This is a genomic window from Pseudomonas putida (assembly GCF_001636055.1).
GTDB classification, from domain to species: Bacteria; Pseudomonadota; Gammaproteobacteria; order Pseudomonadales; family Pseudomonadaceae; genus Aquipseudomonas; species Aquipseudomonas machongensis.
Genome location: NZ_CP011789.1, coordinates 837,955 through 863,714 on the forward strand (window position 1 = coordinate 837,955; position 25,760 = coordinate 863,714).

Genomic DNA, 25,760 nt, shown 5'->3' on the forward strand with positions numbered 1-25,760 from the left:
AGCGGGCTCGCCCGCGAATGCTTTGTGCTGCCACACGTCATCCGCGTTTCAAGCCGGCGCATTCTGGGCCTATAATGGAGCCCTTTTCGCCCAATGATTTTGCGGAGCTGGTGATGGTCGAACGTAAGGCTTCCGTCGAGCGCAATACCCTGGAAACCCAGGTCAAGGCCTCGATCAACCTGGATGGCACCGGCAAGGCCCGATTCGATATCGGTGTGCCTTTCCTTGAACACATGCTCGACCAGATCGCCCGGCACGGGCTGATCGATCTGGACATCGAATGCAAGGGCGACCTGCATATCGACGATCACCATACCGTCGAAGACGTCGGTATCACCCTCGGCCAGGCTTTCGCCAAGGCCATTGGCGACAAGAAGGGCATCTTCCGCTACGGCCACGCCTACGTGCCGTTGGACGAAGCGCTGTCGCGCGTGGTCATCGACTTCTCCGGCCGTCCCGGTCTGCAGATGCATGTGCCGTTCACCCGCGCCTCGGTCGGCGGTTTCGACGTCGATCTGTTCCAGGAGTTCTTCCAGGGCTTCGTCAACCACGCCCTGGTGACCCTGCACATCGACACGATTCGTGGTCACAACACCCACCACCAGATCGAAACCGTGTTCAAGGCCTTCGGCCGCGCCCTGCGCATGGCCGTGACGCTCGATGAGCGCATGGCGGGGCAGATGCCGTCCACCAAAGGGTGCCTGTAGATGCAGACGGTAGCGGTAATCGACTATGGCATGGGCAACCTGCACTCGGTGGCCAAGGCCCTGGAGCACGTGGGCGCCGGCAAGGTGCTGGTCACCAGCGACGCGGCGGTGATCCGCGAGGCCGATCGCGTGGTGTTCCCAGGCGTCGGCGCGATCCGCGACTGCATGGCCGAAATCCGTCGCCTGGGCTTCGACAGCCTGGTGCGTGAAGTCAGCCAGGACCGCCCCTTCCTCGGCATCTGCGTCGGCATGCAGGCGCTGCTCGAGCACAGCGAGGAGAACGAAGGCGTCGACTGCATCGGCCTGTTCCCCGGCCAGGTACGTTTCTTCGGCAAGGGCCTGGAGGAAGACGGCGAGCACCTGAAGGTGCCGCACATGGGCTGGAACGAAGTCAGCCAGTGCATCGACCACCCGCTGTGGCACGACATCCCGGACCGCGCGCGTTTCTATTTCGTGCACAGCTACTACATCAATGCCGGCAAGCCGGGCCAGGTGGTCGGTCGCGGTCACTATGGCGTCGACTTCGCCGCTGCGCTGGCCGACGGCTCGCGCTTCGCCGTGCAATTCCACCCGGAAAAGAGCCACACGCACGGCCTGCAACTGCTGCAGAACTTCGTCGCCTGGGACGGGCGCTGGTAAATGAGCAGGTCGAAGACCAAGGCCCCGGTCATCACCCTGGCCCCCGAGCAGGAGCGCGAGGCACTCGATGTGCTCAAGCGCTTCCTTGAAGACCGCTTCGAGCTGACGCTCGGTTCGTTCGAGGTGGCCGAGGTCCTCGAATTGTTCAGCAAGAAAATTGCACCCCATTACTACAACAGGGCGATTGCCGATGTTCAACTGCACCTCAAGGAGCGGTTCGAGAGCATCGAAAGCGACTTGTGGGCGCTCGAGAAGCCCTGAACTCCACCGATTAGAACAGGTTTCCAAGATGCTGATTATCCCCGCTATCGATCTGAAGGACGGTGCCTGCGTGCGCCTGCGCCAGGGCCGCATGGAAGACTCGACGGTATTCTCCGACGACCCGGTGAGCATGGCCGCCAAGTGGGTCGAGGGTGGCTGCCGCCGCCTGCACCTGGTCGACCTCAACGGCGCCTTCGAGGGCCAGCCGGTCAACGGCGAAGTGGTCACTGCCATCGCCAAGCGCTACCCGACACTGCCGATCCAGATCGGCGGCGGCATCCGTTCGCTGGAAACCATCGAGCACTACGTCAAGGCTGGCGTCAGCTACGTGATCATCGGCACCAAGGCGGTCAAGCAGCCTGAGTTCGTCGCCGAGGCGTGCAAGGCGTTCCCGGGCAAGGTCATCGTCGGCCTGGATGCGAAGGACGGTTTCGTCGCCACCGACGGGTGGGCTGAAGTGAGCTCGGTGCAGGTCATCGACCTGGCCAAGCGTTTCGAGGCCGATGGCGTCTCGGCGATCGTCTACACCGACATCGCAAAGGACGGCATGATGCAGGGCTGCAACGTGCCCTTCACCAAGGCCCTGGCCGAAGCCACCTCGATCCCGGTGATCGCCTCGGGCGGCATTCACAACCTGGGTGACATCAAGGCCCTGCTGGACGCCAGGGCCCCAGGCATCATCGGCGCCATTACCGGGCGTGCCATCTACGAAGGCACCCTCGATGTCGCCGAGGCCCAGGCCTTCTGCGACAACTACCAAGGCTGAGGACTGAACGATGGCACTGGCCAAGCGCATCATCCCTTGCCTGGACGTGGACAACGGCCGGGTGGTCAAGGGCGTCAAGTTCGAGAACATCCGTGATGCGGGTGATCCGGTGGAAATCGCCCGTCGCTACAACGAGCAGGGCGCCGACGAGATCACCTTCCTGGACATCACCGCCAGTGTCGATGGCCGTGATACCACCTTGCATACCGTCGAGCGCATGGCCAGCCAGGTGTTCATCCCGCTGACCGTCGGGGGTGGCGTGCGTACCGTGCAGGACATCCGCAACCTGCTCAACGCGGGTGCCGACAAGGTTTCGATCAACACCGCCGCAGTGTTCAACCCTGAGTTCGTTGGCGAAGCTGCCGACCGTTTCGGTTCGCAGTGCATTGTCGTGGCCATCGACGCCAAGAAGGTTTCTGGCCCAGGCGAAACGCCGCGCTGGGAGATCTTCACCCATGGCGGGCGCAAGCCCACCGGTCTGGATGCGGTGGAGTGGGCGAAGAAGATGGAAGGGCTGGGCGCCGGTGAGATCCTGCTGACCAGCATGGACCAGGACGGCATGAAGAACGGCTTCGACCTTGGCGTGACCCGTGCCATCAGCGATGCGCTGGGGATACCGGTGATCGCCTCCGGTGGTGTGGGCAACCTGCAGCATCTGGCCGATGGGATTCTGGAAGGGCATGCCAGCGCGGTGCTGGCGGCGAGCATCTTCCACTTCGGCGAGTACACGGTGCCCGAGGCCAAGGCCTACATGGCTTCGCGCGGGATCGTCGTACGCTGAATCAGTGATTGGGGCTGCTTTGCAGCCTTCGCGGGCAAGCCCGCTCCCACAGGTTGTGTAAATCCTGTGGGAGCGGGCTTGCCCGCGAAGGGCCGCGACGCGGCCCCAATTGCTTCAACCGTGATTCTTGCCGAGCAACGCGTGATACAGCTCGCTGTCGCCCAGAATACCGACCACCTTGTCGTTCTCCTGCAGCACCAGCTTGTTGCCGGTCTGATAACGAATCTGCAGTGCCTCGCGCATGCCGATGTCGGCGTGCACCAGCGTTGGCAGGCGACCCAGGCTTTCCACATCCTGCCCTGGCACCCAATTCTGCAGGTCCAACCCGTTCTGCCCCTGGCGCGCGCGCTTGATCGAGCCGCCCTCGCCCAGGTCCAGCCATGAATCACCACCCGGATCCAGGCACACCGAACCGTTGATCCGCTTGCAGTTGTCCAGGCTGCGCATCAGGCTGCGCCCGCACAGGACATTGAGCGGATTGGTGTGGGCGACGAAGGTGCGCACGTATTCGTCGGCCGGGTTCAGCACGATCTCTTCCGGCTTGCTGTACTGGATGATCCGGCCGTCCTTCATGATCGCGATGCGGCTACCCAGCTTGAGCGCCTCGTCCAGGTCGTGGCTGACGAAGACGATGGTCTTGCTCAGTTTGCGCTGCAGTTCCAGCAGCTCGTCCTGCAGGCCCTGGCGGATCAGCGGGTCGAGTGCAGAGAAGGGCTCGTCCATCAGCAGGATGTCGGCGTCCATCGCCAGCGCACGGGCCAGACCCACTCGCTGCTGCATGCCCCCGGACAGTTCGTCCGGTTTCTTGTTGCGCCACTGGGTCAGGCCCACCAGCTCGAGTTTTTCATCGACCAGCTTGCGCCGCTCTTTCTCGGGGCGACCCTGCATTTCCAGGCCGAAGCTGATGTTCTCGCGTACGGTCAGCCAGGGCATCAGGGCGAATTTCTGGAACACCATGGCAATGCGCTTGGTGCGCATCATCTTCAGCTCCGCCGGGGTGCAGTGGGCGATGTCGATGTGCTTGCCTTCGTGCTCGACGAACAGCTTGCCGCGGCTGACGGTGTTCAGGCCGTTGATGCAGCGCAGCAGGCTCGATTTGCCCGAGCCCGACAGGCCCATCAGCACGCAGATTTCGCCTTTCTCGATATCCAGGTTGGCCTTTTCGACGCCGACCACCAGCCCGGTCTGCTTGAGGATCTGCTCGCGGGTCTTGCCCTCGTCGAGCAGCGACAGCGCTTCGCGCGGCTTGCTGGAGAAGATGACATCGACATCTTCGAAGCGAATGATGCTCATGCTTCACTCCTTGCCGGCAGTTCCGGTTGCTTGCAGATACGGTCGAGCATGATCGCCAGCAGCACGATCGCAAGGCCCGCTTCGAAGCCGAGCGAGATGTCGGCGGTGTTGAGAGCGTTGACCACCGGCTTGCCCAGGCCATCGGCGCCGACCAGGGCGGCGATCACCACCATCGACAGCGACAGCATGATGCACTGGGTCACGCCGGCAGCGATGCTCGGCATGGCGTGCGGCAGTTCGATACGGGTCAGCAGTTGGCGACGCGAGCAGCCGAAGGCCTTGCCGGCGTCCATCAACTCCTGCGGTACGTCGCAGATGCCCAGGTAGGTGAGGCGAATGGGGGCCGCGATGGCGAACACTACGGTGGAAATCAGCCCCGGTACTACTCCCAGGCCGAACAGGGTGAGGGTCGGGATCAGGTAGACGAAGGTGGGTACGGTCTGCATCAGGTCGAGTACCGGACGCATGGCGGTATAGAACATCGGCTTGTGCGCGGCAATGATGCCCAGCGGCACGCCGATGGCTACGCAGACCACCGTGGCGAAGCTCACTTGCGCCAGGGTTTCCATGGTTTCCTGCCAGTAACCGAGGTTGAGGATCAACAGGAACGACAGGGCGACGAAGACGGTCAGCGCCCACTTGCGCTGGATCAGGTGCGCGAGGGCGGCGAACAGGGCGATGAGGACGAAGGGGTTGAACCAGGTCAGGGCGCTGGTGACGCCATGGATCATGAACTCCAGGCCTTGGGCGATAGCGTCGAAGTAGTTGGCGCCGTTCTGGGTCAACCATTCGACAAATGAGGCGATGTACTGCCCCAGAGGTATTTTCTGATCGATAAGCATGATAGCGAGCTTCCACCTGCAATGATTGGAATCAGTCCGGGGTGAGCACGGTCCCACCCCGAGGTAGTGCCTAAAGCTACTGCGTCAACTTGGCCTTGGCTGCCTCCAGGCCTGGTTTGCCATCCACGGTGGTGACGCCGGCCAGCCAGGTATCCAGCTTGCCAGGGTTGTCCTTGAGCCACTTCTTGGCGGCCGCCTCGGGCTTCATCTTGTCGTCCAGGACATAGCCCATCATGGTGCTTTCATCCTTGAGCTCGAACACCAGGTTCTTCAGCAACTGGCCGACGTTGCTGCATTCCTGCGCATAGCCCTTGCGGGTGTTGGTCAGTACAGTGGCCTTGCCGAACTCGGGACCGAAGAACTCATCACCCCCGGTCAGGTACTGCATCTTGAAGCGGGTATTCATCGGGTGCGGTTCCCAGCCCAGGAACACTATGGCCTCACCGCGCTTCTGGGCTCGATCGACCTGCGACAGCATGCCGGCCTCGCTCGACTGCACGATCTTGAAGCCGGCGTCCTTCAGGCCGAAGGCGTTCTTGTCGATCATGCTCTGGATGGTGCGGTTGCCATCGTTGCCCGGTTCGATGCCGTAGATCTTGCCGTCGAGTTCCTTCTTGAACTTGGGAATATCGCTGAAATCCTTCAGACCTTTGTCATACAGAGCCTGGGGCACTGCCAGGGTGTACTTGGCGTTTTCCAGGTTGGCGCGGACCGTCTCGACGGTGCCAGCGTCGCGGTACTGCTTGATGTCGTTTTCCATGGTCGGCATCCAGTTGCCGAGGAACACGTCGAGGTCCTTGCCGGTGGCCAGCGACTTGTAGGTCACCGGCACCGAGATCATGGTGGTGTGGGTCTTGTAGCCCAGCGCTTCGAGGACAACGCTGGTGGTTGCCGTGGTCACGGTGATGTCGGTCCAGCCGACATCGGAGAAGCGGACCGTCTGACACTGTTCCGGTTCGGCGGCTTGGGCGAACACGGGTGCTGCGAGCAACGCAACCAACAACAGCGAGGGTGAACCTTTCATGGGTGGACTCCTGTGATTTTTTCTTCGGGTTCGCGTAATCGTCGTCGCTTTCTGGGGCGTCGATCGATCTGGCCTGCAGAGGGCAGGTTGCGTGGCCGTGCAATACGAGTCGCTTTCGATAATCCCCCAGCGTTCGGCAATCGCCTACTGGTGGAGTCGTAACCAGTGCAGGACAGGTCGCATCCAGTACGGGCAATGTCGCTTACGGATTTTTCCCCGCCCCGGCCCGTGTCTTTGCGTCACCCGTTCGCCTGAAAGCGGCGCAATGATGGCTTTCGCAACAGGGCGCTGCCGGACAAAAGTACGTCGGTTGCAGACGGCGAGGGGAGGGGTAAAAGCCCGATGATGCGTGCATTCGCGGCAACTCGCCGCTATCAGCCTAGCAGCTGGCTGCGCCGCCACATGGCGCGCAGAGACAAGCCCATCAAGAGGTGATTCGACAATGGCCATCAGCGTGTTCGACCTGTTCAAGATCGGCGTCGGGCCTTCCAGCTCGCATACCGTCGGCCCCATGCGCGCCGCAGCGCTGTTCGTCCAGGGCCTGCGCGAACGCGGCGATCTGGAGCGGGTTCGGCGCATCGAGGTACGGCTGTACGGCTCGTTGTCGGCCACCGGCATCGGTCACGGCACTGACAACGCCACGATCATGGGGCTGATGGGTGAGTGGCCCGACGCAATCGACCCCACGCAGATCACCCCACGCATCGCCGACTTGCGTGAAACCAACACCTTGCAGCTCGACAGCCGCCTGCCCATCGAATTCATCTGGGCCCGCGACATGCTGTTGCTCGACGAGAACCTGCCCTACCACCCCAACGCCATGACCCTGGTGGCCGAAGGTGCCGAGGGCGAGCTGCATCGCGACACTTACTACTCGGTGGGGGGCGGCTTCGTGGTCGATGCGGCGCAGGCCGCGAGCGGTGTACTGGACGCCGACCAGACGGTGTTGCCCTACGATTTCAACAGCGCCGCCGAACTGCTGCGCCTGTGCAAGCAAAACGACATGCGCGTGTCGCAATTGATGATGGAGAACGAGAAGGTCTGGCGCAGCGAAGCCGAGATTCGCGCCGGTCTGCTCAAGCTCTGGGGGGCCATGCAGGAATGCGTGAACAACGGCCTCAAGCACGAAGGCATCTTGCCCGGCGGGCTCAATGTGCGGCGCCGCGCAGCCAAGCTGCACCGCAGCCTGCAGGAGATCGGCAAGCCGAATGTGATCGGCTCGACCATGAGTGCCATGGAGTGGGTGAACCTGTTCGCCCTGGCCGTCAACGAAGAAAACGCCGCGGGTGGGCGCATGGTCACCGCGCCTACCAACGGCGCGGCCGGCATCATCCCGGCAGTGTTGCACTACTACATGCGCTTCTCCGACGCGGTGGACGAGTCCAACGTGGTCGAGTTCTTCCTGGGCGCAGCGGCGGTAGGCATCCTGTGCAAGAAGAACGCCTCGATCTCCGGCGCCGAAGTGGGCTGCCAGGGCGAGGTCGGTTCGGCCTGCGCCATGGCTGCAGCGGGCCTGGCCGAAGTGCTCGGGGCTACCCCGGCACAACTGGAGAACGCGGCTGAAATCGCCCTGGAGCACAACCTCGGGCTGACCTGCGACCCGGTCGGTGGGCTGGTCCAGGTGCCTTGCATCGAACGTAACGCCATCGCTGCCGTAAAGGCGATCAACGCCGTGCAGATGGCCCTGCGTGGCGACGGCGAACACTTCATCTCCCTCGACCAGGTGATCCGCACCATGCGCGACACCGGTGCCGACATGCACGACAAGTACAAGGAGACCTCCCGCGGCGGGTTGGCAGTCAGCGTCATCGAATGCTGATGCGCTGATCTGGCCCTCTTGCGGCGGTTGTGCTGCTTTATTGTGCAACAGCCGGTGCCGACCGGCTGTCGGCTGTCGCGACCAGTGGTGTCATTGTCGGTGACACTTATGAATGTCGCTTCTGGGCAGCCTTCCCACAAGTGCTACCGAACTGCTCAGTCGTTACACGCAGAGGCGCTGGCACGCTTGTTTGCGGTGTTCACCCAGCGCCCTTTGAAAGGCCCTACAACTCGCACGGCAACGTCGTTTTTGGGTTTTTTTGGATAGCCGTTCAATTTCAGGCACGGCGATTGCGTTGAGATTGGCAAAGCCCCTGCATACGAATCGGGGCCATGACAAGAAACGGTGCCCGCCTGAGGCACACCCTGCATTGTGTGAGGAGAAACCGCGATGACGTCGTACACCTCCGGGAACCCAACCCAGAACCGCACAGCCCCCCAGTCCATCGGCTTTCTCCTGCTGGACAACTTCACCCTGATCTCGCTTGCCTCGGCCGTCGAGCCGCTGCGCATGGCCAACCAGCTGTCGGGGCGCGAGCTGTACCGCTGGCATACGCTGACCGTCGATGGCGGCCAGGTCTGGGCCAGCGATGGCTTGCAGATCACTCCGGACGCCGCGATGCACAGCGCACCACCGGTGGACACCGTGATCGTCTGCGGTGGCGTCGGTATCCAGCGCACCGTGACCCGCGAACACGTCACCTGGCTGCAGGCCCAGGCGCGCCAGTCGCGCAGGCTTGGCGCGGTGTGCACTGGCAGCTGGGCATTGGCTTGTGCCGGCCTGCTCGACGGCTTCGACTGCAGCGTGCACTGGGAGTGTCTGGCGGCGATGCAGGAGGCCTTCCCACGGGTCAACATGAGCACGCGCCTGTTCACCCTCGACCGCAACCGCTTCACCAGCTCCGGCGGCACTGCGCCGCTGGACATGATGTTGCACCTGATCAGCCGCGATCATGGCCGTGAGCTGTCGGCGGCCATCTCCGAGATGTTCGTCTACGAGCGTATCCGCAACGAGCAGGATCACCAGCGCGTGCCGCTCAAGCACATGCTCGGCACCAACCAGCCGAAGCTGCAGGAAATCGTCGCGCTGATGGAGGCCAACCTCGAAGAGCCGATCGACCTGGACGAGCTGGCGGTGTACGTCAACGTGTCGCGGCGTCAGCTCGAGCGCCTGTTCCAGAAGTACCTGCACTGCTCGCCGTCGCGTTACTACCTCAAGCTGCGGCTCATCCGTGCACGGCAGTTGCTCAAGCAGACGCCGATGTCGATCATCGAGGTGGCGTCTGTGTGCGGGTTCGTCTCCACGCCGCACTTCTCCAAGTGCTACCGCGAATACTTCGGCATTCCGCCGCGTGACGAGCGTGTAGGTTCCAATACCGCGCAGCAGGTGGCGATGATGCCGATTCCGCAGGCCATGGCGCTGTCGCCGCACAGCGGGCCGATGGCGGCCCTGAGCCAGGCGCGTAACGAGTCGACCTTTGCCAGTGTGAGGCTCTGAGACGGCGTCGCCTTCTTCGCGGGTAAATCGGAGCGCCGAACCGCCGCTCCCACAGGGATCGCGTGACCCTGTGGGAGTAACTGTGTTGCTCAAAATCTGAAGGCTAGCCCAATCCCTGTGGGAGCGGGCTTGCCCGCGAAGAATTCAGTGAAGATCCAGAATCAGGCGCGCTGACTAAACTGCGCCAACGCCGGCAACAGCTGCTTGTCGATCGCCTGACGTACCGCCGGGAGGATGGTCGCGCTGCCGGTGTACATCTGCTCCACCATTCCCTTCAACGCCCGGGCATTGGGCTCGGTCAGCCCGCGCACCACCACTTCGCACGCCTGCTCGGCGCTGGCCCCGGCCGGAATGTCGAACCCGCGTGCGCGCAGGTGGCCCAGCAGGTCGTCCTGGTCGATCAAATCCGCATGCATCATCGTTGTAGTCCTTGTCTGGTGCCGTGATTTACGACTGATTCTGTGACCAGTACGACAACCTCGCAAGGGTAGATCGTCGCGATGGCCGCTTTGGCTAAGAACAGGTCGTTCCCGGCTAAATCAGGCAGAAGGGAAGTGAGCACACTGGAGTCATTCACGGCACCGAGGGTTTGGTCACCCTCACTTCACGCACAGTGGATGTTGCTCGCTCTCGACCCCGGACGCTCACGGCTTCCGGGGTTTTTTTTGGCTGTCTGTGGGAGCGGGCTCGCCCGCGAAGAAGACAGCGCGCTGTCTTGCCCCGGCCGGGCCGGGGGGCGCGGGCGGCCTCGGGAGAGGCTTCAGGTTCGTGCAGGCAAACCGATCACCCGGCCCACGAACTCGGCAGGTGCCTGGTCACGCTGCTCATCCATCAGCCCTTGCAGCAACGCGGCACTGCGCTCGCTGAACGGCGCCGACTTCGGCCCCGCCAGGTCCACGTGCAGCAGCATCTGCTCGCTGGCCGACAGGGCTTCGTCGAAGCCTGCGCGGTGCAGCGTGTGGTACAGGTGCAAGCGCTTCTTGTCGAAGCCGATGATCTGCGTCTGCACCCAGACCTCGGTGCCGAGCTTCACCTCGTGCAGATAGTTGATGTGCGCCTCCAGGGTGAACAGCGAGTTGCCGGTCTGACCGCGGCTGTCGGCGTCCAGACCGATGCGCTCCATCAGCGCATCGGTGGCGTAGCTGAAGATCAGCAGGTAGAAGGCATCGCGCAGGTGCCCGTTGTAATCGACCCAGTCTTGCTGAACCGGGGTGCGGTAGGTGATCAGTGCGGGCATCGCAGTCTCCTCAGTCGCCAAAGGCCATGCCGTGCTTGGCCTTGCTGTTCTTCACAGCATCCAGCACCGCCAGCAGGGTATCGTCACGATAGCGCTCCAGCGCCGCGATGCTGCGTTCACCCAGTTGTTCGGAGGTGCCGTCGACCACGTCGTCGATCAGCTTGTCGGTCAGCTCTGGCGCTGGCAGGTAGGTCCAGGGCAGCTTCAGCGCCGGGCCGAACTGCGACATGAAGTGGCGCATGCCCGCATCGCCACCGGCCAGCGTGTAGGTGAGGAAGGTGCCCATGAACGACCAGCGCAGACCCGCACCAAAGCGAATCGCATCGTCGATCTCGCCAGTGCTGGCCACCCCGTCGTTGACCAGGTGCAGAGCCTCGCGCCACAGCGCTTCGAGCAGACGGTCGGCGATGAAGCCCGGGACCTCCTTGCGCACATGCAGCGGGCGCATGCCCAGCGCGGTGTAGATGCTCTTCGCAGCCTCGATGGCTTCAGGCGCGGTGTGCTTGCCGCCGACGATCTCCACCAGCGGCAACAGGTACACCGGGTTGAACGGGTGGCCGACCACGCAGCGCTCGGGGTGGGTGGCCGACTCATAGAACTCGCTGGGCAACAGGCCCGAGGTGCTGGAGCCGATGATCGCATCGGGCTTGGCCGCGGCGCTGATCTTGGCATGCAGGTCGAGCTTGAGATCCAGGCGCTCGGGGGCGCTTTCCTGGATGAAATCGGCGTCGCGTACGCATTCCTCGATGGTGGCGACGAACTTCAGCCGTTCTTGTGCGGCGCCCGGTGCCAGACCTTGTTTTTCCAGGGCCGGCCAGGCGTTGGCGATACGTTTGCGCAGGGCCTCCTCGGCGCCGGGTGCCGGGTCCCAGGCGATCACGTCCAGGCCATGGGCCAGGGCGCGGGCGACCCAGCCGCTGCCGATGACGCCGCTACCGAGTGCGGCGAAAGTTTTGATGTCGGTGATGAAGGACATGTTGGTCTCTCTATGTGCTTGAGGTTGGCGCGGGCCTTGTAGGAGCGGGCTTGCCCGCTCCCACAGGGATTGCGGCGGGGCTGTTTTATCCGCGACGCTTGAGATTCATTTTTTCGCGCCCTTCGGCCGGGGTCAGCACGCGGCCACCGAGGCGCGAGATGATCTCCACCGCGCGCTCGACCAGTTGACCGTTGCTGGCCAGCACGCCACGGTCGAGGTAGAGGTTGTCTTCCAGGCCCACGCGCACGTTGCCGCCCAGCAGCACCGCCTGTGCGGCCATCGGCATCTGCATGCGGCCGATGCCGAAGCCTGCCCAGGTGACGTTGGCCGGCAGGTTGTCGACCATGGCCTTCATGGTGGTGGTATCGGCAGGCGCACCCCATGGGATGCCCAGGCACAGCTGGAACAGCGGGTCTTCGAGCAGGCCTTCCTTGATCATCTGCTTGGCGAACCACAGGTGGCCGGTATCGAAGATTTCCAGCTCCGCCTTCACGCCCAGCTCGGTGATGCGCTTGGCACCCGCGCGCAGTTGCGCCGGGGTGGAAACATAGATCGAGTTGCCGTCGCCAAAGTTGAGCGTGCCGCAGTCCAGGGTGCAGATTTCCGGCAGCAGCGCCTCGACGTGGGCCAGGCGCTCCAGCGGGCCGATCAGGTCGGTGCCGGCGCCGAAATCCATTGGTGCTTCGCCCGGGCCGATCTCCAGGTCGCCGCCCATGCCGGCAGTCAGGTTGACGATCACGTCCACGTCAGACTCGCGGATACGCTCCATCACTTCGCGGTACAGCGCGACGTCGCGGCTGAAGCGACCAGTCTGTGGGTCACGGACGTGGCAGTGGACCACGGTGGCGCCGGCCTTGGCGGCCTCGACGGCGGCTTCGGCGATCTGCTTGGGGGTGACCGGGACCAGGTGGCTCTTGGCAACGGTGTCGCCGGCTCCGGTCAGGGCACAGGTGATGATGACGTCGTGGTTCATGGGGTAAATCCTTCAGGCTTTTCTGTTCTGTGAGTTCGGTGTTGGGCTTTTCGCGGGCAGCCCGCTCCTACATGCTCATGGCATGCGCATAACCTGCAGGAGCGGGCTTGCCCGCGAAGAGGCCGGATCAGTTGGCGGTGAGCTTGAGGTTGTCAGCCGCCGGCTTGCCGTCGAAGGTGGTCACGCCTTCAAGCCAGCGGGCCTTGTCTTGCGGGTGGTCCTTGAGCCACTGTCGTGCCGACTCCAGCGGGTCCTTGTGATCGAGCAGCGGCTGCATCATGCGGCTCTCATCCTCGGCGCTGAATTTCAGGTTGGCCAGCAGGCGGTTGGCGTTGGGGCAGCGTTCGGCGTAGTCGGGCGCGGTGACGGTCCACACCGTGGCACGGCCTTCGTCCGGGCCCAGGGCGTCCTGGCTGTCGCCCAGGTAGACCATGTCGATGTTCACGTTCATCGGGTGCGGCGCCCAGCCAAAGAACACCACGGCTTCATTGCGGCGCACGGCACGATCGACGGCGGCAAGCATGCCGGCCTCGCTCGACTCGACCAGCTGGAACTTGCCCAGGTCGAACTTGTTGCTGGCGATCATCGCCTTGATCTGGGTGTTGGCGCCCGAGCCTGGCTCGATGCCGTAGATCTTGCCGCCCAGCTCCTTCTCGAACTTGTGGATGTCGGCAAAGCTCTTCAGGCCCTTGTCGGCCAGGTACTTGGGTACTGCGAGCGTGGCGCGGGCGTCTTCCAGGCTGGGCTGGTCCAGGACCTTGACCTGCTTGGCATCGACGAACGGGGTGATGGTCTGGGTCATGATCGGGTTCCAGTACCCGAGGAACATGTCCAGGCGCTTGTCGCGGATACCCGCGAAGATGATCTGTTGCGAGGCGCTGGTCTGTTTGGTCTGGTAGCCCAGGCCGTCGAGCAGGACCTGGGCCATGGCGCTGGTGGCGATGACGTCGGTCCAGTTGACCACACCGAGGCGCACGTTCTTGCAGGCGGCGGGCTCGGCGGCGAACAGCGGGGTGACCACGGTGGTGCTGAGAGCGAGGGACAACAGGCTGCGGCGGATAAAGCGATGCATGGTGGCTCTCCATCGGCAGTGCGTATTGTTATGGGATCCGGCCTCTGCGGGCCGTGGGAAAAAAGTTACGCCCATGGCACAGTGGGCAATCGCACGCTGGCGACCAAGAGTTGCACTGCAGCGACCACCCACTTCCCAGGAGTAAGCGATGCCGGAAACGATCCAGTTTCTTCTCTTGCCGGGGTTTTCTGCGTTGGGCTTCATCAGTGCAGTGGAGCCCTTGCGGGTGGCCAATCGCTTTCGGGGAGCGCTGTATCGCTGGCAGGTGCTGAGCCTGGACGGCGGCCCGGTGCAGGCCAGCAACGGCATGTCGGTCAATGCCGACCAGGCGCTGTCTGACAGAGAGCGGGGAGGGATGCTGCTGGTAGTCGCCGGCTTCGAGCCGCTGGCCTGCTACGGCCCGGTGCTGCAACAGGCGCTGCGGCGCGTAGAGCATGACGGCGGCACGCTCGGCGGTATCGATACCGGTGCGCTGGTGCTGGCCGAGGCGGGCTTGCTCGACGGCTATCGCGCGACCTTGCACTGGGAGGCGCTGGAAGCGTTCAAGGAGCGTTATCCACGCCTGCAGGCGACCCAGGAGCTGTTCGAGATCGACCGTCGACGGATCACCTGCGCCGGGGGGACCGCCTCCATCGACCTGATGCTCGACCTGATCGCCCAGGCCCACGGCAGCGAACTGGCGATCCAGGTGTCGGAGCAGTTCGTGGTCAGCCGCATCCGGCCGCGCCAGGATCACCAGCGCATGGAGATCGCCACGCGCTACGGCATTCGCAACAAAAAGCTGGTGAAGGTGATCGGCGAAATGGAGCGCAACACCGAGCAGCCGCTCAACACCCAGGTACTGGCCGATGCCGTGCAGGTGACCCGTCGTCAGTTGGAGCGCCTGTTTCGCCTGCACCTGGACGACACGCCCAGTGGTTTCTACCTGCGACTGAGGCTGGACAAGGCTCGGCAACTGCTGCGCCAGACCGATATGAGCGTGCTTGAAGTGGGGGTAGCGTGCGGGTTCGAGTCGGCGTCGTATTTCACCCGCTGTTATCGGGCGCGGTTCGAGCGCTGCCCGCGGGAGGACAGGTTGGCCAGGGCGGTGTGATGGGGTCAGCGCTGGCCCTTTCGCGAGTTTGCCGGCGAAAGGGCCATTAGAGTCACTGCTGCCCCACCGACTGCAGATACTCCGAGCGCTCGTCGCTACGCTGCGCCACGCAGGTATTCCACGCCGCTTCAAAGGCCTTGCTGCCAGGTTTCTCGGCATAGGTCTCGACCTTGCAGTCGGCATCGCGCAACTGGGTCCAGAGCTTCTCGGCCGCCTCCATGCGTCCGCTGAGCGCAACGGCCTTGTCGTTTTCATCCGCGTACTGGTCACGGATGCGCTGGATCAGGTCGTCGTAGGCGGCCTTCAGTTCGCGTTCGGCGGTCTGCTTGTTGTACGCCGCGCACGCATAGGTCTGCTGGTCGGTCTCGACGTTGTCGCAGGGCGTGCTTTCTTCTTCGGCGGCCTGGGCGCCCAGCGCCACGAACAGCAGTACCAGCCATGCCTTTGATTTCATCCGTTTTCTCCTGAACAGGCTGACGAATCGTCGAGATTCTCGCTCACCCTAGAGCCGGGTGGTAGAGGGCAGGGAAAATGTTCATGAACGGTTCTTGTCGAGACTTGCTCTCATTGCCAAGCGGCGTGCCAGAGCATGCCATGTCGCTCATTGACGCTTTCGGCAAACCCCCTGTCGTTTTTGCATCGGGGCGACAAGGGCCGCAGGCATATGCTGGCCCCAAAGCGCCGGCACACGATTCGGCGTCGCCCAACTCGACAAAAGGGGACAGCCTGATGAGCCCAGCCGAATTACACGCCGACAGCATCGTCATCGATGGCTTGATCATCGCCAAGTGGAACCGCGAGCTGTTCGAAGACATGCGTAAAGGCGGGCTGACCGCAGCCAACTGCACCGTGTCGGTCTGGGAAGGTTTCAAGGCCACGGTCGACCAGATCGCCGCCAGCCAGAAGCTGATCCGCGAGAACAGCGACCTGGTGATGCCGGTGCGCACCACTGCCGACATCCGCAAGGCCAAGGAGCTGGGCAAGACCGGCATCCTCTTCGGCTTCCAGAACGCCCATGCGTTCGAAGACCAGATTGCCTACGTCGACGTCTTCAAGCAGCTGGGCGTGGGCATCGTGCAGATGTGCTACAACACCCAGAACCTGGTCGGCACCGGTTGCTACGAGCGTGATGGCGGTCTGTCGGGCTTCGGCCGCGAGATCGTCGCCGAGATGAACCGTGTCGGCATCATGTGCGACCTCTCGCATGTGGGCTCCAAGACTTCCGAGGAAGTCATCCTCGAATCGAAAAAGCCGGTCTGCTACTCCCACTGCCTGCCGTCGGGCCTTAAAGAGCACCCGCGCAACAAGTCCGATGAAGAGCTGAAGTTCATCGCCGACCATGGCGGCTTCGTCGGCGTGACCATGTTCGCGCCGTTCCTGGCCAAGGGCATCGACTCGACCATCGACGACTACGCCGAGGCCATCGAGTACACCATGAACATCGTTGGTGAAGACGCCATCGGTATCGGCACCGACTTCACCCAGGGCCATGGCCAGGACTTCTTCGAGTACCTGACCCACGACAAGGGCTACGCCCGTCGTCTGACCAACTTCGGCAAGATCATCAACCCGCTGGGCATCCGCACTGTGGGCGAATTCCCCAACCTCACCGAAACCCTGCTCAAGCGCGGCCATTCCGAGCGCGTGGTACGCAAGATCATGGGCGAGAACTGGGTGAACGTCCTCAAGGATGTGTGGGGCGAATAAAGCCGCACTCCGAGCCTGAAAGCCCCTGCCAGCAACGCCGGGGCATCCAAACAAAAAATTTTATGGAGTTGAGTTTCCATGGCCAAGATCGCCCCGCAATTGCCAATCGAAGTCGACAGCGAGACCGGTGTCTGGACTTCTGACGCTTTGCCGATGCTGTACGTACCGCGGCATTTCTTCGTCAACAACCACATTGGCATCGAGGAGGTGCTGGGCGCCGACGCCTATGCCGAGATCCTCTACAAGGCCGGCTACAAATCCGCCTGGCACTGGTGCGAAAAAGAGGCCGAGTGCCATGGCCTGGAAGGCGTGGCGGTGTTCGAGCACTACATGAAGCGCCTGAGTCAGCGTGGCTGGGGCCTGTTCGAGATCCAGGACATCGACCTCGACAAAGGCACATGCAGCGTCAAGCTCAAGCACTCGGCGTTCGTCTACGTGTATGGCAAATGCGGCCGCAAGGTCGACTACATGTTCACCGGCTGGTTCGCCGGTGCCATGGACCAGATCCTCGCTGCCCGTGGCAGCTCGATCCGCACTGTGGCGGAGCAGGTCTATGGCGGTTCTGAAGAAGGTCACGAAGATGGCCTGTTCGTTACAAAGCCGTTGTAAGCCGGAGAGAGCGTCATGGCATTCGAAGCAATGTTCCAGCCGATCCAGATCGGCAAGCTGACCATCCGCAACCGGGTGCTCAGCACCGCGCACGCCGAGGTCTACGCCACCGACGGCGGCATGACCACCGAGCGCTACGTGAAGTACTACGAAGAGAAGGCCAAGGGCGGCATCGGCCTGGCCATCTGTGGCGGCTCGTCGGTGGTGGCCATCGACAGCCCGCAGCAATGGTGGGCCTCGGTGAACCTGTCCACCGACCGCATCATTCCGCACTTCCAGAACTTGGCCGACGCCATGCACAAGCATGGCGCCAAGATCATGATCCAGATTACCCACATGGGCCGTCGCTCACGCTGGGACGGTTTCCACTGGCCCACGCTGATGTCGCCGTCCGGCATCCGCGAGCCGGTGCACCGCGCCACCTGCAAGACCATCGAGGTGGAGGAGATCTGGCGGGTGATCGGCAACTACGCCCAGGCCGCGCGCCGGGCGAAGGAAGGCGGACTGGACGGCGTGGAGCTGTCGGCGGTGCATCAGCACATGATCGACCAGTTCTGGAGCCCGCGGGTCAACAAGCGTACCGACGAGTGGGGCGGCAGCTTCGAAGGCCGCATGAAGTTCGGCCTGGAAGTGCTCAAGGCGGTACGCGCCGAGGTCGGTGACGATTTCTGCGTGGGCATGCGTATCTGCGGTGACGAATTCCACCCCGATGGCCTGAGCCACGAGGACATGAAGCAGATCGCCGCGTACTACGACGCCACCGGCATGATCGACTTCATCGGCGTGGTCGGTTCGGGTTGCGACACCCACAATACCCTGGCCAACGTCATCCCCAACATGAGCTATCCGCCGGAGCCGTTCCTGCACCTGGCGGCCGGCATCAAGGAAGTGGTCAAGGTCCCGGTGCTGCACGCGCAGAACATCAAGGACCCGAACCAGGCCACGCGTATTCTCGAAGGCGGTTATGTCGACATGGTCGGCATGACCCGTGCGCACATGGCCGACCCGCACCTGATCGCCAAGATCAAGATGGGCCAGATCGACCAGATCAAGCAGTGCGTCGGTGCCAACTACTGCATCGACCGTCAGTACCAGGGCCTGGACGTGCTGTGCATCCAGAACGCCGCGACGTCCCGTGAATACATGGGTGTGCCGCACATCATCGAGAAGTCCACCGGGCCGAAACGCAAGGTGGTGGTGGTCGGCGCCGGCCCTGCCGGCATGGAGGCCGCACGAGTGGCTGCCGAGCGTGGCCATGACGTCACCGTGTTCGAGAAGAAGGAGCAGATCGGCGGGCAGATCACCATCGCCGCCAAGGCACCGCAGCGCGACCAGATCGCCGGCATCACCCGCTGGTACCAGCTGGAGTTCGCGCGCCTGAAGGTCGACCTGCGCCTGGGTACTGCGGCAGACATCGCGACCATCCAGGACCTGCGCCCGGACATCATCGTGCTGGCGGTGGGCGGTCATCCGTTCATCGAGCAGAACGAGCACTGGGGCGCCGCCGAAGGGCTGGTGGTCAGTAGCTGGGACGTGCTCGACGGCAAGGTCGCACCGGGCAAGAACGTGCTGGTTTACGACACCATCTGCGAATTCACCGGCATGTCCACCGCCGACTTCATCGCCGACAAGGGCAGCCAGGTCGAGATCGTCACCGACGACATCAAGCCGGGCGTAGCCATGGGCGGCACGACCTTCCCGACCTACTACCGCAGCATCTACCCCAAGGAAGTGATCATGACCGGGGACATGATGCTGGAGAAGGTCTACCGCGAGGGCGACAAGCTGGTGGCGGTGCTCGAGAACGAATACACCGGGGCCAAGGAAGAGCGTGTGGTCGACCAGGTGGTGATCGAAAACGGCGTGCGTCCGGACGAGGAGCTGTACTACGGGCTCAAGGAGGGTTCGCGCAACAAGGGCCAGATCGACATCGACGCCCTGTTCGCGATCCAGCCGCAGCCGATCCTCAGCCAGCCGGGCGAGGGCTACCTGCTGTACCGCATCGGCGACTGCGTGGCCCAGCGCAACGTGCATGCGGCGATCTATGACGCCTTGCGGTTGTGCAAGGATTTCTGATCGATCTGTCGGCACACACCGGCCCCCGTGGGAGCGGGCTTGCCCGCGAAAGCGTCAGCACCAACAACAGGGTTGTCTGACCTGGCGCATTCGCGGGCAAGCCCGCTCCCACAGGGCCGGTGCAGGATTCCAGGGGCCTGAACCCCTTGCAACCGCTGTTGTGGGAGCCTCCCATGTTGAACACCCTTCTACCCATCCTGCTGTTCGCCGCGCTCGCCCTGGCGGTGCTCGGCGCCCTGCGCCGCGTGCGCATGTGGCGACGCGGGCGGCCAAGCAAGGTCGACCTGCTCGGTGGCCTGCTGGCCATGCCGCGGCGTTACCTGGTCGATCTGCACCATGTGGTCGAGCGCGACAAGTACATGTCCAAGACCCACGTCGCCACCGCAGGCGGCTTCGTGCTGTCGGCCCTGCTGGCGATCCTGGTGCACGGCTTCGGCCTGCAGAGCAAGATCCTTGGCTACGCACTGCTGGTGGCCACGGTGATCATGTTCAGCGGCGCGATTTTCGTCTTCAAGCGTCGTCTGAATCCGCCCGCGCGCCTGTCCAAGGGCCCGTGGATGCGCCTGCCGAAAAGCCTGCTGGTGTTCGCCGCGAGCTTTTTCATCGCCACCTTGCCGGTCGCGGGCATCCTGCCGGCCAATACCGGCGGCTGGGTGATGGTCGGCATTCTCGGCCTGGGCGTGCTGTGGGGTGTGTCGGAGCTGTTCTTCGGCATGACCTGGGGCGGGCCGATGAAGCACGCCTTCGCCGGTGCCCTGCACCTGGCCTGGCACCGCCGTGCCGAGCGTTTCGGTGGCGGCCGCTCCACTGGCCTCAAGCCGCTCGACCTGGAAGATCCGAACGCACCGTTGGGTGTGGAGAAACCGGTCGATTTCACCTGGAACCAACTGTTGGGCTTCGACGCCTGCGTGCAGTGCGGCAAGTGCGAGGCGATGTGTCCGGCATTCGCCGCCGGCCAGCCGCTGAACCCGAAAAAGCTCATCCAGGACATGGTCATCGGCCTGGCCGGTGGCACCGATGCGACCTTTGCCGGTAGCCCGTACCCCGGTAAACCGGTGGGTGAGCACGGCGGTCATCCGCACCAGCCGATCGTCAACGGCCTGGTCGATGCCGAGACGCTGTGGTCGTGCACTACCTGTCGCGCGTGCGTCGAGGAGTGCCCGATGATGATCGAGCACGTCGATGCCATCGTCGACATGCGCCGTCACCTCACGCTGGAAAAGGGCGCGACGCCGAACAAAGGCGCCGAGGTGCTGGACAATCTGATCGCCACCGACAACCCCGGCGGCTTCAACCCCGGTGGGCGGATGAACTGGGCCGCCGACCTGAACCTGAAACTGCTGTCGGAGGTGAAGACCACCGAGGTGTTGTTCTGGGTCGGTGACGGCGCCTTCGACATGCGCAACCAGCGCACCCTGCGTGCCTTCGTCAAGGTGCTCAAGGCCTCGGGTGTGGACTTCGCCGTGCTGGGCCTGGAGGAGCGCGACAGCGGAGACGTAGCCCGCCGCCTGGGCGATGAAGCGACCTTCCAGCAACTGGCCAAGCGCAACATTCAGACCCTGGGCCAATACCGCTTCCAGCGCATCGTCACCTGCGATCCGCACAGTTTCCATGTATTGAAGAACGAATACGGCGCCCTGGGCGGCGAGTACCAGGTGCAGCACCACAGCACCTACATCGCCGAGTTGATCGCCGCCAACAAGCTCAACCTCGCCCAGCACAAGGGCGGTAGCGTGACCTACCACGACCCGTGCTACCTGGGGCGCTACAACGGCGAGTACCAAGCCCCGCGCGACGTGCTCAAGGCCTTGGGCATCGAGGTGCGCGAGATGCAACGCTCGGGCTTCCGTTCGCGTTGCTGTGGCGGTGGCGGCGGTGCGCCGATCACCGACATCCCAGGCAAGCAGCGCATTCCCGACATGCGCATGGACGATATCCGCGAGACCGAGGCCGAACTGGTGGCGGTGGGTTGTCCACAGTGCACGGCAATGCTTGAAGGTGTGGTCGAACCGCGGCCACAGATCAAGGACCTGGCCGAGCTGGTCGCCGACGTGCTGATCGAGGACGACACTCCCGCCGCCGCGAGCAAATCAAACCAGGTAAAACGTGAACCTGCGGAGGTGCACTGATGAGCGACATCATCCGCCGCGATCCCCGCGCCGAGTGGATTGCCCGCAACCGCCTGCATCCGCTGCACGCGGCGATGCAGACGCAACAGACCCGCTGGATGGGCCCCTATGGGCTCATCCGCAAGAATCCTCACGCCATCGCCGCCGGTTTCATCGGCCCCAGTGGCCTCAAGCGTATCGACCGCAGCGGCGCCCAGCAGGGCACGGCGATCGGTGGTCGGCGCACGGCAGCCGCCGAGGTGCAATTGCCCTTGCATCAAGTGGCGGATCCGGCGTTCTACATCGCCGTGGTGCCTGACATGGTCGGTGGCCGCCTGGGCAGCCACGACTGCGACCTGCTCGGCCTTGCCCGCAGCCTTGCCGGCAGTGACGGTGCGGTGCTGGCGGTGGTGTTTGGTGAACACAAGGAAAACCACTTTTCCACAGCCGGCGTCGACCGCCTGCTGGTCATTGAAGGCGAAGCGTTCGAAGGCTATGTGCCCGAACAGCTTGTCCAGGGCTTGCGGGCTGTGGATAACCAGTTCGCGCCACGACACTGGCTATTGCCCGACAGCCGCACCGGTGGCGGCGAACTGGGTCGGCGTCTGGGCGCCGCCTTGGGCGAGCGCCCGGCGACGCGGGTCTGGCAGATCAAGGACGGCCAGTGCATCGGCCGCGCCGGTGCCGGTCAGCAGGACCTGCAGAGAGGTCTGCCGCGCCTGATCCTGGCCGCCGCCGAATGCGCCGAGCCGGTCAGCGAAACCCGTCACGAAGCGTTGCCGGTGGAGTTGTCCACAGGCGTGGCGCGCAGCCTGTCGCGTATCGAAGACCTGGGGCCAGTCGCGGTAGATCCAGCCTCGATCGCCATGGCCGAGGCGGAATTCATCGTCTCCGGTGGCAACGGCGTGAAAGACTGGGAGCTTTTCCACAGGGCGACCGTGGCGCTTGGCGCTACCGAAGGCGCTTCGCGGGTGGCGGTGGACGACGGCTTCATGCCGCGCAACCGCCAGGTCGGCGCTACCGGTACCTGGGTCACGGCGCGGGTCTACGTGGCTGTGGGTATCTCCGGGGCGATCCAGCACCTGCAGGGGATCGGTGCCTGCGACAAGGTGGTGGCGATCAACATGGACCCCGGTTGCGACATGATCAAACGGGCCGACCTGTCTGTGATTGGCGACAGCGCGGCGATTCTTCAGGCACTGATCGAGGCTGTGGACAACTACCGCAGCGGCGCTCAGCGCGACGCGGCATAAGGGCACGAGCATGAGTACGAAAGTCATCAGCCTGGTTTCCATCGGTGCCCACCCCAGCTCTCGCCGCGCCCGCCGCGCCGAGCAGGATGCACGCGCCGTCGAATTGGGCTTGCAGCTGGCTGGGGATAACTTGCAGGTGGTGCATGCCGGCGACCCGCGCGAAGAGGCCCTGCGCGCCTATCTGGGTATGGGCCTGGAGCATCTGGATGTCCTCGAGCAGCCTGCGGGGGCCGATGTGCTGGGGGTACTGGGGGATTACCTGCGCGATGCCGGTGCCCAGTTGGTGCTCACCGGCAGCCAGGCCGAGACGGGTGAAGGCTCGGGCATGTTGCCGTTTCTGCTGGCCGAGCGGCTGGGCTGGCCGTTGGTGGTGGGCCTGGCCGAGGTGGAATCGATCGAGAATGGCACCGCCCAGGTCCTGCAAGCCTTGCCGCGCGGTCAACGACGCCGGTTGAAGGTGCGCCTGCCGTTGCTGGCGACTGTGGATAACGCGGCGCCCAAGCCGCGCCAGAGCGCCTTTGGCCCTGCACGGCGGGGTGTGCTGGCGGCGCGTAACGTGGCGGTGGTGGAGGATCAGTTGCTCGAAGGCGACGCCTTGCAGCCTGCCCGCCCGCGGCCCAAGCGGCTCAAGGTGATCAAGGCCAAGAGCGGTGCCGACCGGATGAAGGCGGCCACGGCCAAGGCCAGCGGTGGCGGCGGCAAGGTGCTCAAGGATGTTTCTCCACAGGAGGGCGCCGAGGCGATCCTCAAGTTGTTGGTGGAGGAAGGCGTGTTGCGCTGACTGGTTGGGGCTTGTAGGAGCGGGCTTGCCCGCGAAAAGAACACCGCACTGCCTGGCACGGGCTACGCCCGTGTTCGCGGGACAAGTCGCAGCGGCGAACCGCCGCTCCCACTGGGATTGGGCTGGCTTCTAGATTTTGAACAAGACATCTGTCCCCAGAGGTACCGCACCCGCCGTACGTCTGGTCTTCACCAGGACGAGAGTTGCCCACCAAATCTGTTCGCGACCCTGTGAATAAAGTGTTCGCGCTTCTCTACAGCCCTTTGAAATCAAAGCCTGTAGGGGATTGATCAAAAAACATACAGCCCGCTTCGTGAATCGTCCGTGGCAATCACCGGCCATTCCCATGATGTTTCCCACAATCACTGTTGGCGGCTCTGTGGATAATATGTTGGGCAACCGCTAGATGCCTTGATTTCATTGGCCTGCAAGATAATGATCAATAATTGATCAAAACCCCGATGATCACTCTCAAGATCATGATTGATAAGGCTCCTGGGCCATTATCCACAGCACTTTTCCAACAATCCTGCATGTGCCCACAAAATCTGTTGGCGTATCTGTGGACAAGGTGTTCGATATTGCCTGCAGGCCTTTGAATCAAAGGCTTGCAAGGATTTGATCAAATAATGATCAATCGGCTTTCGGCAGATATTCGATTCCTGTCCACAACCCATCTGAACAACTCTGTGGATAACATGTTCAGTTCCTCTGGATTGCAATGTAAAACGCCACGGCCGATCACTCGGTCGTGGCGTTTATCACCCTCCGTGAAGGCTTACTGAACCTTGACTTCCTTCAGGTATGGCGCGGGCTCTGCACCCAGGTTGGCCAGGACGCGGTTGCTGTACCAGTCGATGAAGTTGACCACACCGAACTCGTAGGTCTTGGAGTACGGGCCCGGCTGGTAGGCGGTGGAGTTGATCCCGCGCTGGTTCTCTTCGGCCAGGCGGCGGTCCTGGTCGTTGGTGGCGTCCCACACCTTGCGCATCTGCTCAGGGTCGTAATCGACGCCTTCGACGGCATCCTTGTGCACCAGCCACTTGGTGGTGACCATGGTTTCCTGGGCGCTGATCGGCCACACCGTGAAGACGATCATGTGGTCGCCCATGCAGTGGTTCCAGGAGTGCGGCAGGTGCAGGATGCGCATCGAACCCAGGTCGGGGTTCTTGATGCGGCCCATGAGCTTCTTGCACGCCTGCTTGCCGTCCATGGTCATCGATACGGTGCCCTTGAGCAGCGGCATGCGCACGATGCGGTTACGCAGGCCATGGCTTTTGTGCAGGTACGGAATCTTCTCGGCTTCCCAGGCAGCGGCGGACGCGGCGACGTGGTCCTTGAACGCCTGGTCGGCGCGCGGATCGTTGGTGTCGTCCCACTCCAGCAGGGTCTTGAGCAATTCGGGGTGCGAACCGTTGCAGTGGTAGCACTCGCGGTTGTTTTCCAGGACCAGCTTCCAGTTGGCCTTTTCCATCAAGGTGGTCTGCACGGCCACCTTGGCGTTCTCCATGTCGTACGGTTCCATGTAGTGGTCGAGCGTGGCGAGGAACTCGTCGATGGCCGGCGGATTTTCCGCCAGGCTGATGAAGATATAGCCGCCAGCGGTCTTCACGTTGATCGGCTTGAGGCCGTACTGGTTCATGTCGAAGTCGGCGCCCATCTCGGTGCCGGCGAACAGCAGGCGGCCGTCGAGCTCGTAGGTCCACTGGTGGTATGGGCACACCAGCTTGGCCACCTTGCCCTTGTCGCTGACGCACAGGCGCGAACCGCGGTGGCGGCAGACGTTGTGGAAGGCGTGCACCTTGCCTTCGGTGCCGCGAATCACGATCACCGGGTTCTTGCCGATCTGCAGGGTCAGGTAGTTGCCTTTCGCCGGAATCTCGCAGGTCATTCCCGCGATCAGCCACTCCTTGTGGAAGATCTCCTGCATGTCGATCTGGAACAGGCGCTCGTCGCAGTAGAACGGCTGCGGCAGCGAGTAGGTCCGCTCGCGGGTCTGCAGCATCTCGGCGGTGGCCTTGCGTGCAGGTTCCAGTGGATCGCCCAGGCTCAGGGTTGCGGTGACGTCCATCGTTATATCCTCAAGGCCGTTGTCGGCCGGCGAAAGGTGGCTAATCGTTGTTGTGGTTGGCGCAAGGCTGTCAGCGAAAGAACAGCGGTTCTATTTGCCGAGGAGTGTGCGTTCGCGCCGTTCGCGAACCATATCCATGGGCGACATGGCCGAATCGAATTCCGACGCGCCAGCC

24 protein-coding genes are annotated in these 25,760 nt (G+C 63.2%); 14 read left to right on the top strand and 10 right to left on the bottom strand.

The window, feature by feature from the left end:
• Positions 1 to 113: 113 nt before the first annotated feature.
• The 5 genes from hisB to hisF are packed head-to-tail and all read left to right on the top strand — an operon-like array spanning position 114 to position 3,154.
• The gene (hisB, locus tag AB688_RS03730; protein ID WP_054891708.1) at positions 114 to 707 is read left to right on the top strand and encodes an imidazoleglycerol-phosphate dehydratase HisB; all 594 of its coding nucleotides are present in this window, start codon (positions 114 to 116) and stop codon (positions 705 to 707) included.
• Positions 708 to 1,346, top strand: a complete 639-nt coding sequence (gene hisH / locus AB688_RS03735) for an imidazole glycerol phosphate synthase subunit HisH (RefSeq protein WP_054891709.1) — start codon at positions 708 to 710, stop codon at positions 1,344 to 1,346. It abuts the gene before it with no gap.
• On the top strand, positions 1,347 to 1,607 hold the full coding sequence (locus tag AB688_RS03740; RefSeq protein ID WP_063542268.1) for a DUF2164 domain-containing protein: 261 nt from the start codon (positions 1,347 to 1,349) through the stop codon (positions 1,605 to 1,607).
• A gap of 28 nt (positions 1,608 to 1,635) precedes the next feature.
• The gene (gene hisA, locus AB688_RS03745; RefSeq protein WP_063542270.1) at positions 1,636 to 2,373 is read left to right on the top strand and encodes a 1-(5-phosphoribosyl)-5-[(5-phosphoribosylamino)methylideneamino]imidazole-4-carboxamide isomerase; all 738 of its coding nucleotides are present in this window, start codon (positions 1,636 to 1,638) and stop codon (positions 2,371 to 2,373) included.
• A gap of 10 nt (positions 2,374 to 2,383) precedes the next feature.
• Positions 2,384 to 3,154, top strand: a complete 771-nt coding sequence (gene hisF / locus AB688_RS03750) for an imidazole glycerol phosphate synthase subunit HisF (RefSeq protein WP_008091498.1) — start codon at positions 2,384 to 2,386, stop codon at positions 3,152 to 3,154.
• 114 nt (positions 3,155 to 3,268) lie between these two features.
• Here hisF and choV read toward each other — a convergent pair whose 3' ends face one another.
• The 3 genes from choV to AB688_RS03765 all read right to left on the bottom strand — a co-directional run bounded on the left by choV (position 3,269) and on the right by AB688_RS03765 (position 6,313).
• Entirely contained in the window at positions 3,269 to 4,447 is a 1,179-nt protein-coding gene (choV, locus tag AB688_RS03755; protein ID WP_054891712.1) for a choline ABC transporter ATP-binding protein, read from the bottom strand.
• Entirely contained in the window at positions 4,444 to 5,292 is an 849-nt protein-coding gene (gene choW, locus AB688_RS03760; RefSeq protein WP_172964837.1) for a choline ABC transporter permease subunit, read from the bottom strand. The genes choV and choW overlap by 4 nt, the downstream gene beginning before the upstream one ends.
• Positions 5,293 to 5,365: 73 nt before the next feature.
• Positions 5,366 to 6,313, bottom strand: coding sequence for a choline ABC transporter substrate-binding protein (locus AB688_RS03765; RefSeq protein WP_054891714.1), 948 nt, complete (start codon positions 6,311 to 6,313; stop codon positions 5,366 to 5,368).
• A gap of 442 nt (positions 6,314 to 6,755) precedes the next feature.
• Between AB688_RS03765 and AB688_RS03770 the strand changes: the two genes are divergently transcribed.
• Both AB688_RS03770 and AB688_RS03775 read left to right on the top strand, forming a co-directional pair.
• Positions 6,756 to 8,132 carry an L-serine ammonia-lyase gene (locus tag AB688_RS03770; RefSeq protein WP_063542272.1) on the top strand — a complete coding sequence of 459 codons (1,377 nt, stop codon included), beginning with the start codon at positions 6,756 to 6,758 and terminating at the stop codon, positions 8,130 to 8,132.
• A 390-nt stretch (positions 8,133 to 8,522) separates the two neighbouring features.
• Positions 8,523 to 9,629: a GlxA family transcriptional regulator gene (locus tag AB688_RS03775; protein ID WP_054891716.1), complete on the top strand. Its 1,107-nt coding sequence runs from the start codon at positions 8,523 to 8,525 to the stop codon at positions 9,627 to 9,629.
• A gap of 161 nt (positions 9,630 to 9,790) precedes the next feature.
• Here AB688_RS03775 and AB688_RS03780 read toward each other — a convergent pair whose 3' ends face one another.
• The 5 genes from AB688_RS03780 to choX all read right to left on the bottom strand — a co-directional run bounded on the left by AB688_RS03780 (position 9,791) and on the right by choX (position 13,887).
• A complete protein-coding gene (locus tag AB688_RS03780) occupies positions 9,791 to 10,048 on the bottom strand; it encodes a hypothetical protein (RefSeq protein ID WP_054891717.1) in 258 nt (85 codons plus the stop codon).
• 341 nt (positions 10,049 to 10,389) lie between these two features.
• Positions 10,390 to 10,866: a thioesterase family protein gene (locus AB688_RS03785; RefSeq protein WP_063542274.1), complete on the bottom strand. Its 477-nt coding sequence runs from the start codon at positions 10,864 to 10,866 to the stop codon at positions 10,390 to 10,392.
• Between the two features lie 10 nt (positions 10,867 to 10,876).
• Positions 10,877 to 11,842 (bottom strand): L-carnitine dehydrogenase, encoded by a 966-nt coding sequence (locus AB688_RS03790; RefSeq protein ID WP_063542276.1) that lies wholly within the window; start codon positions 11,840 to 11,842, stop codon positions 10,877 to 10,879.
• 85 nt (positions 11,843 to 11,927) lie between these two features.
• Positions 11,928 to 12,815: a 3-keto-5-aminohexanoate cleavage protein gene (locus AB688_RS03795; protein WP_054891720.1), complete on the bottom strand. Its 888-nt coding sequence runs from the start codon at positions 12,813 to 12,815 to the stop codon at positions 11,928 to 11,930.
• A 127-nt stretch (positions 12,816 to 12,942) separates the two neighbouring features.
• Positions 12,943 to 13,887 (bottom strand): choline ABC transporter substrate-binding protein, encoded by a 945-nt coding sequence (gene choX / locus AB688_RS03800; protein WP_054891721.1) that lies wholly within the window; start codon positions 13,885 to 13,887, stop codon positions 12,943 to 12,945.
• A 148-nt stretch (positions 13,888 to 14,035) separates the two neighbouring features.
• On the opposite strand from choX, the gene AB688_RS03805 reads away from it, so the two are divergent.
• Entirely contained in the window at positions 14,036 to 14,980 is a 945-nt protein-coding gene (locus AB688_RS03805) for a GlxA family transcriptional regulator (RefSeq protein WP_054891722.1), read from the top strand.
• A 52-nt stretch (positions 14,981 to 15,032) separates the two neighbouring features.
• Here AB688_RS03805 and AB688_RS03810 read toward each other — a convergent pair whose 3' ends face one another.
• Positions 15,033 to 15,434: a lysozyme inhibitor LprI family protein gene (locus AB688_RS03810; RefSeq protein ID WP_054891723.1), complete on the bottom strand. Its 402-nt coding sequence runs from the start codon at positions 15,432 to 15,434 to the stop codon at positions 15,033 to 15,035.
• A 275-nt stretch (positions 15,435 to 15,709) separates the two neighbouring features.
• Between AB688_RS03810 and AB688_RS03815 the strand changes: the two genes are divergently transcribed.
• The 6 genes from AB688_RS03815 to AB688_RS03840 all read left to right on the top strand — a co-directional run bounded on the left by AB688_RS03815 (position 15,710) and on the right by AB688_RS03840 (position 23,514).
• Positions 15,710 to 16,687, top strand: a complete 978-nt coding sequence (locus tag AB688_RS03815; RefSeq protein ID WP_009404077.1) for a dipeptidase — start codon at positions 15,710 to 15,712, stop codon at positions 16,685 to 16,687.
• 78 nt (positions 16,688 to 16,765) lie between these two features.
• On the top strand, positions 16,766 to 17,296 hold the full coding sequence (locus tag AB688_RS03820) for a DUF5943 domain-containing protein (protein ID WP_054891724.1): 531 nt from the start codon (positions 16,766 to 16,768) through the stop codon (positions 17,294 to 17,296).
• 15 nt (positions 17,297 to 17,311) lie between these two features.
• Positions 17,312 to 19,372, top strand: a complete 2,061-nt coding sequence (dgcA, locus tag AB688_RS03825) for a dimethylglycine demethylation protein DgcA (protein ID WP_054891725.1) — start codon at positions 17,312 to 17,314, stop codon at positions 19,370 to 19,372.
• Positions 19,373 to 19,545: 173 nt separating this feature from the next.
• The gene (gene dgcB, locus AB688_RS03830; RefSeq protein ID WP_063542278.1) at positions 19,546 to 21,501 is read left to right on the top strand and encodes a dimethylglycine demethylation protein DgcB; all 1,956 of its coding nucleotides are present in this window, start codon (positions 19,546 to 19,548) and stop codon (positions 21,499 to 21,501) included.
• Complete coding sequence (locus tag AB688_RS03835; protein WP_063542280.1) at positions 21,501 to 22,733, top strand: electron transfer flavoprotein subunit alpha/FixB family protein; 1,233 nt, start codon at positions 21,501 to 21,503, stop codon at positions 22,731 to 22,733. The genes dgcB and AB688_RS03835 overlap by 1 nt, the downstream gene beginning before the upstream one ends.
• Positions 22,734 to 22,743: 10 nt before the next feature.
• Entirely contained in the window at positions 22,744 to 23,514 is a 771-nt protein-coding gene (locus AB688_RS03840; RefSeq protein ID WP_063542282.1) for an electron transfer flavoprotein subunit beta, read from the top strand.
• Positions 23,515 to 24,292: 778 nt separating this feature from the next.
• Here the strand turns inward: AB688_RS03840 and gbcA are convergent.
• Positions 24,293 to 25,585 (bottom strand): glycine-betaine demethylase subunit GbcA, encoded by a 1,293-nt coding sequence (gene gbcA, locus AB688_RS03845; RefSeq protein ID WP_054892142.1) that lies wholly within the window; start codon positions 25,583 to 25,585, stop codon positions 24,293 to 24,295.
• Between the last annotated feature and the right edge of the window lie 175 nt (positions 25,586 to 25,760).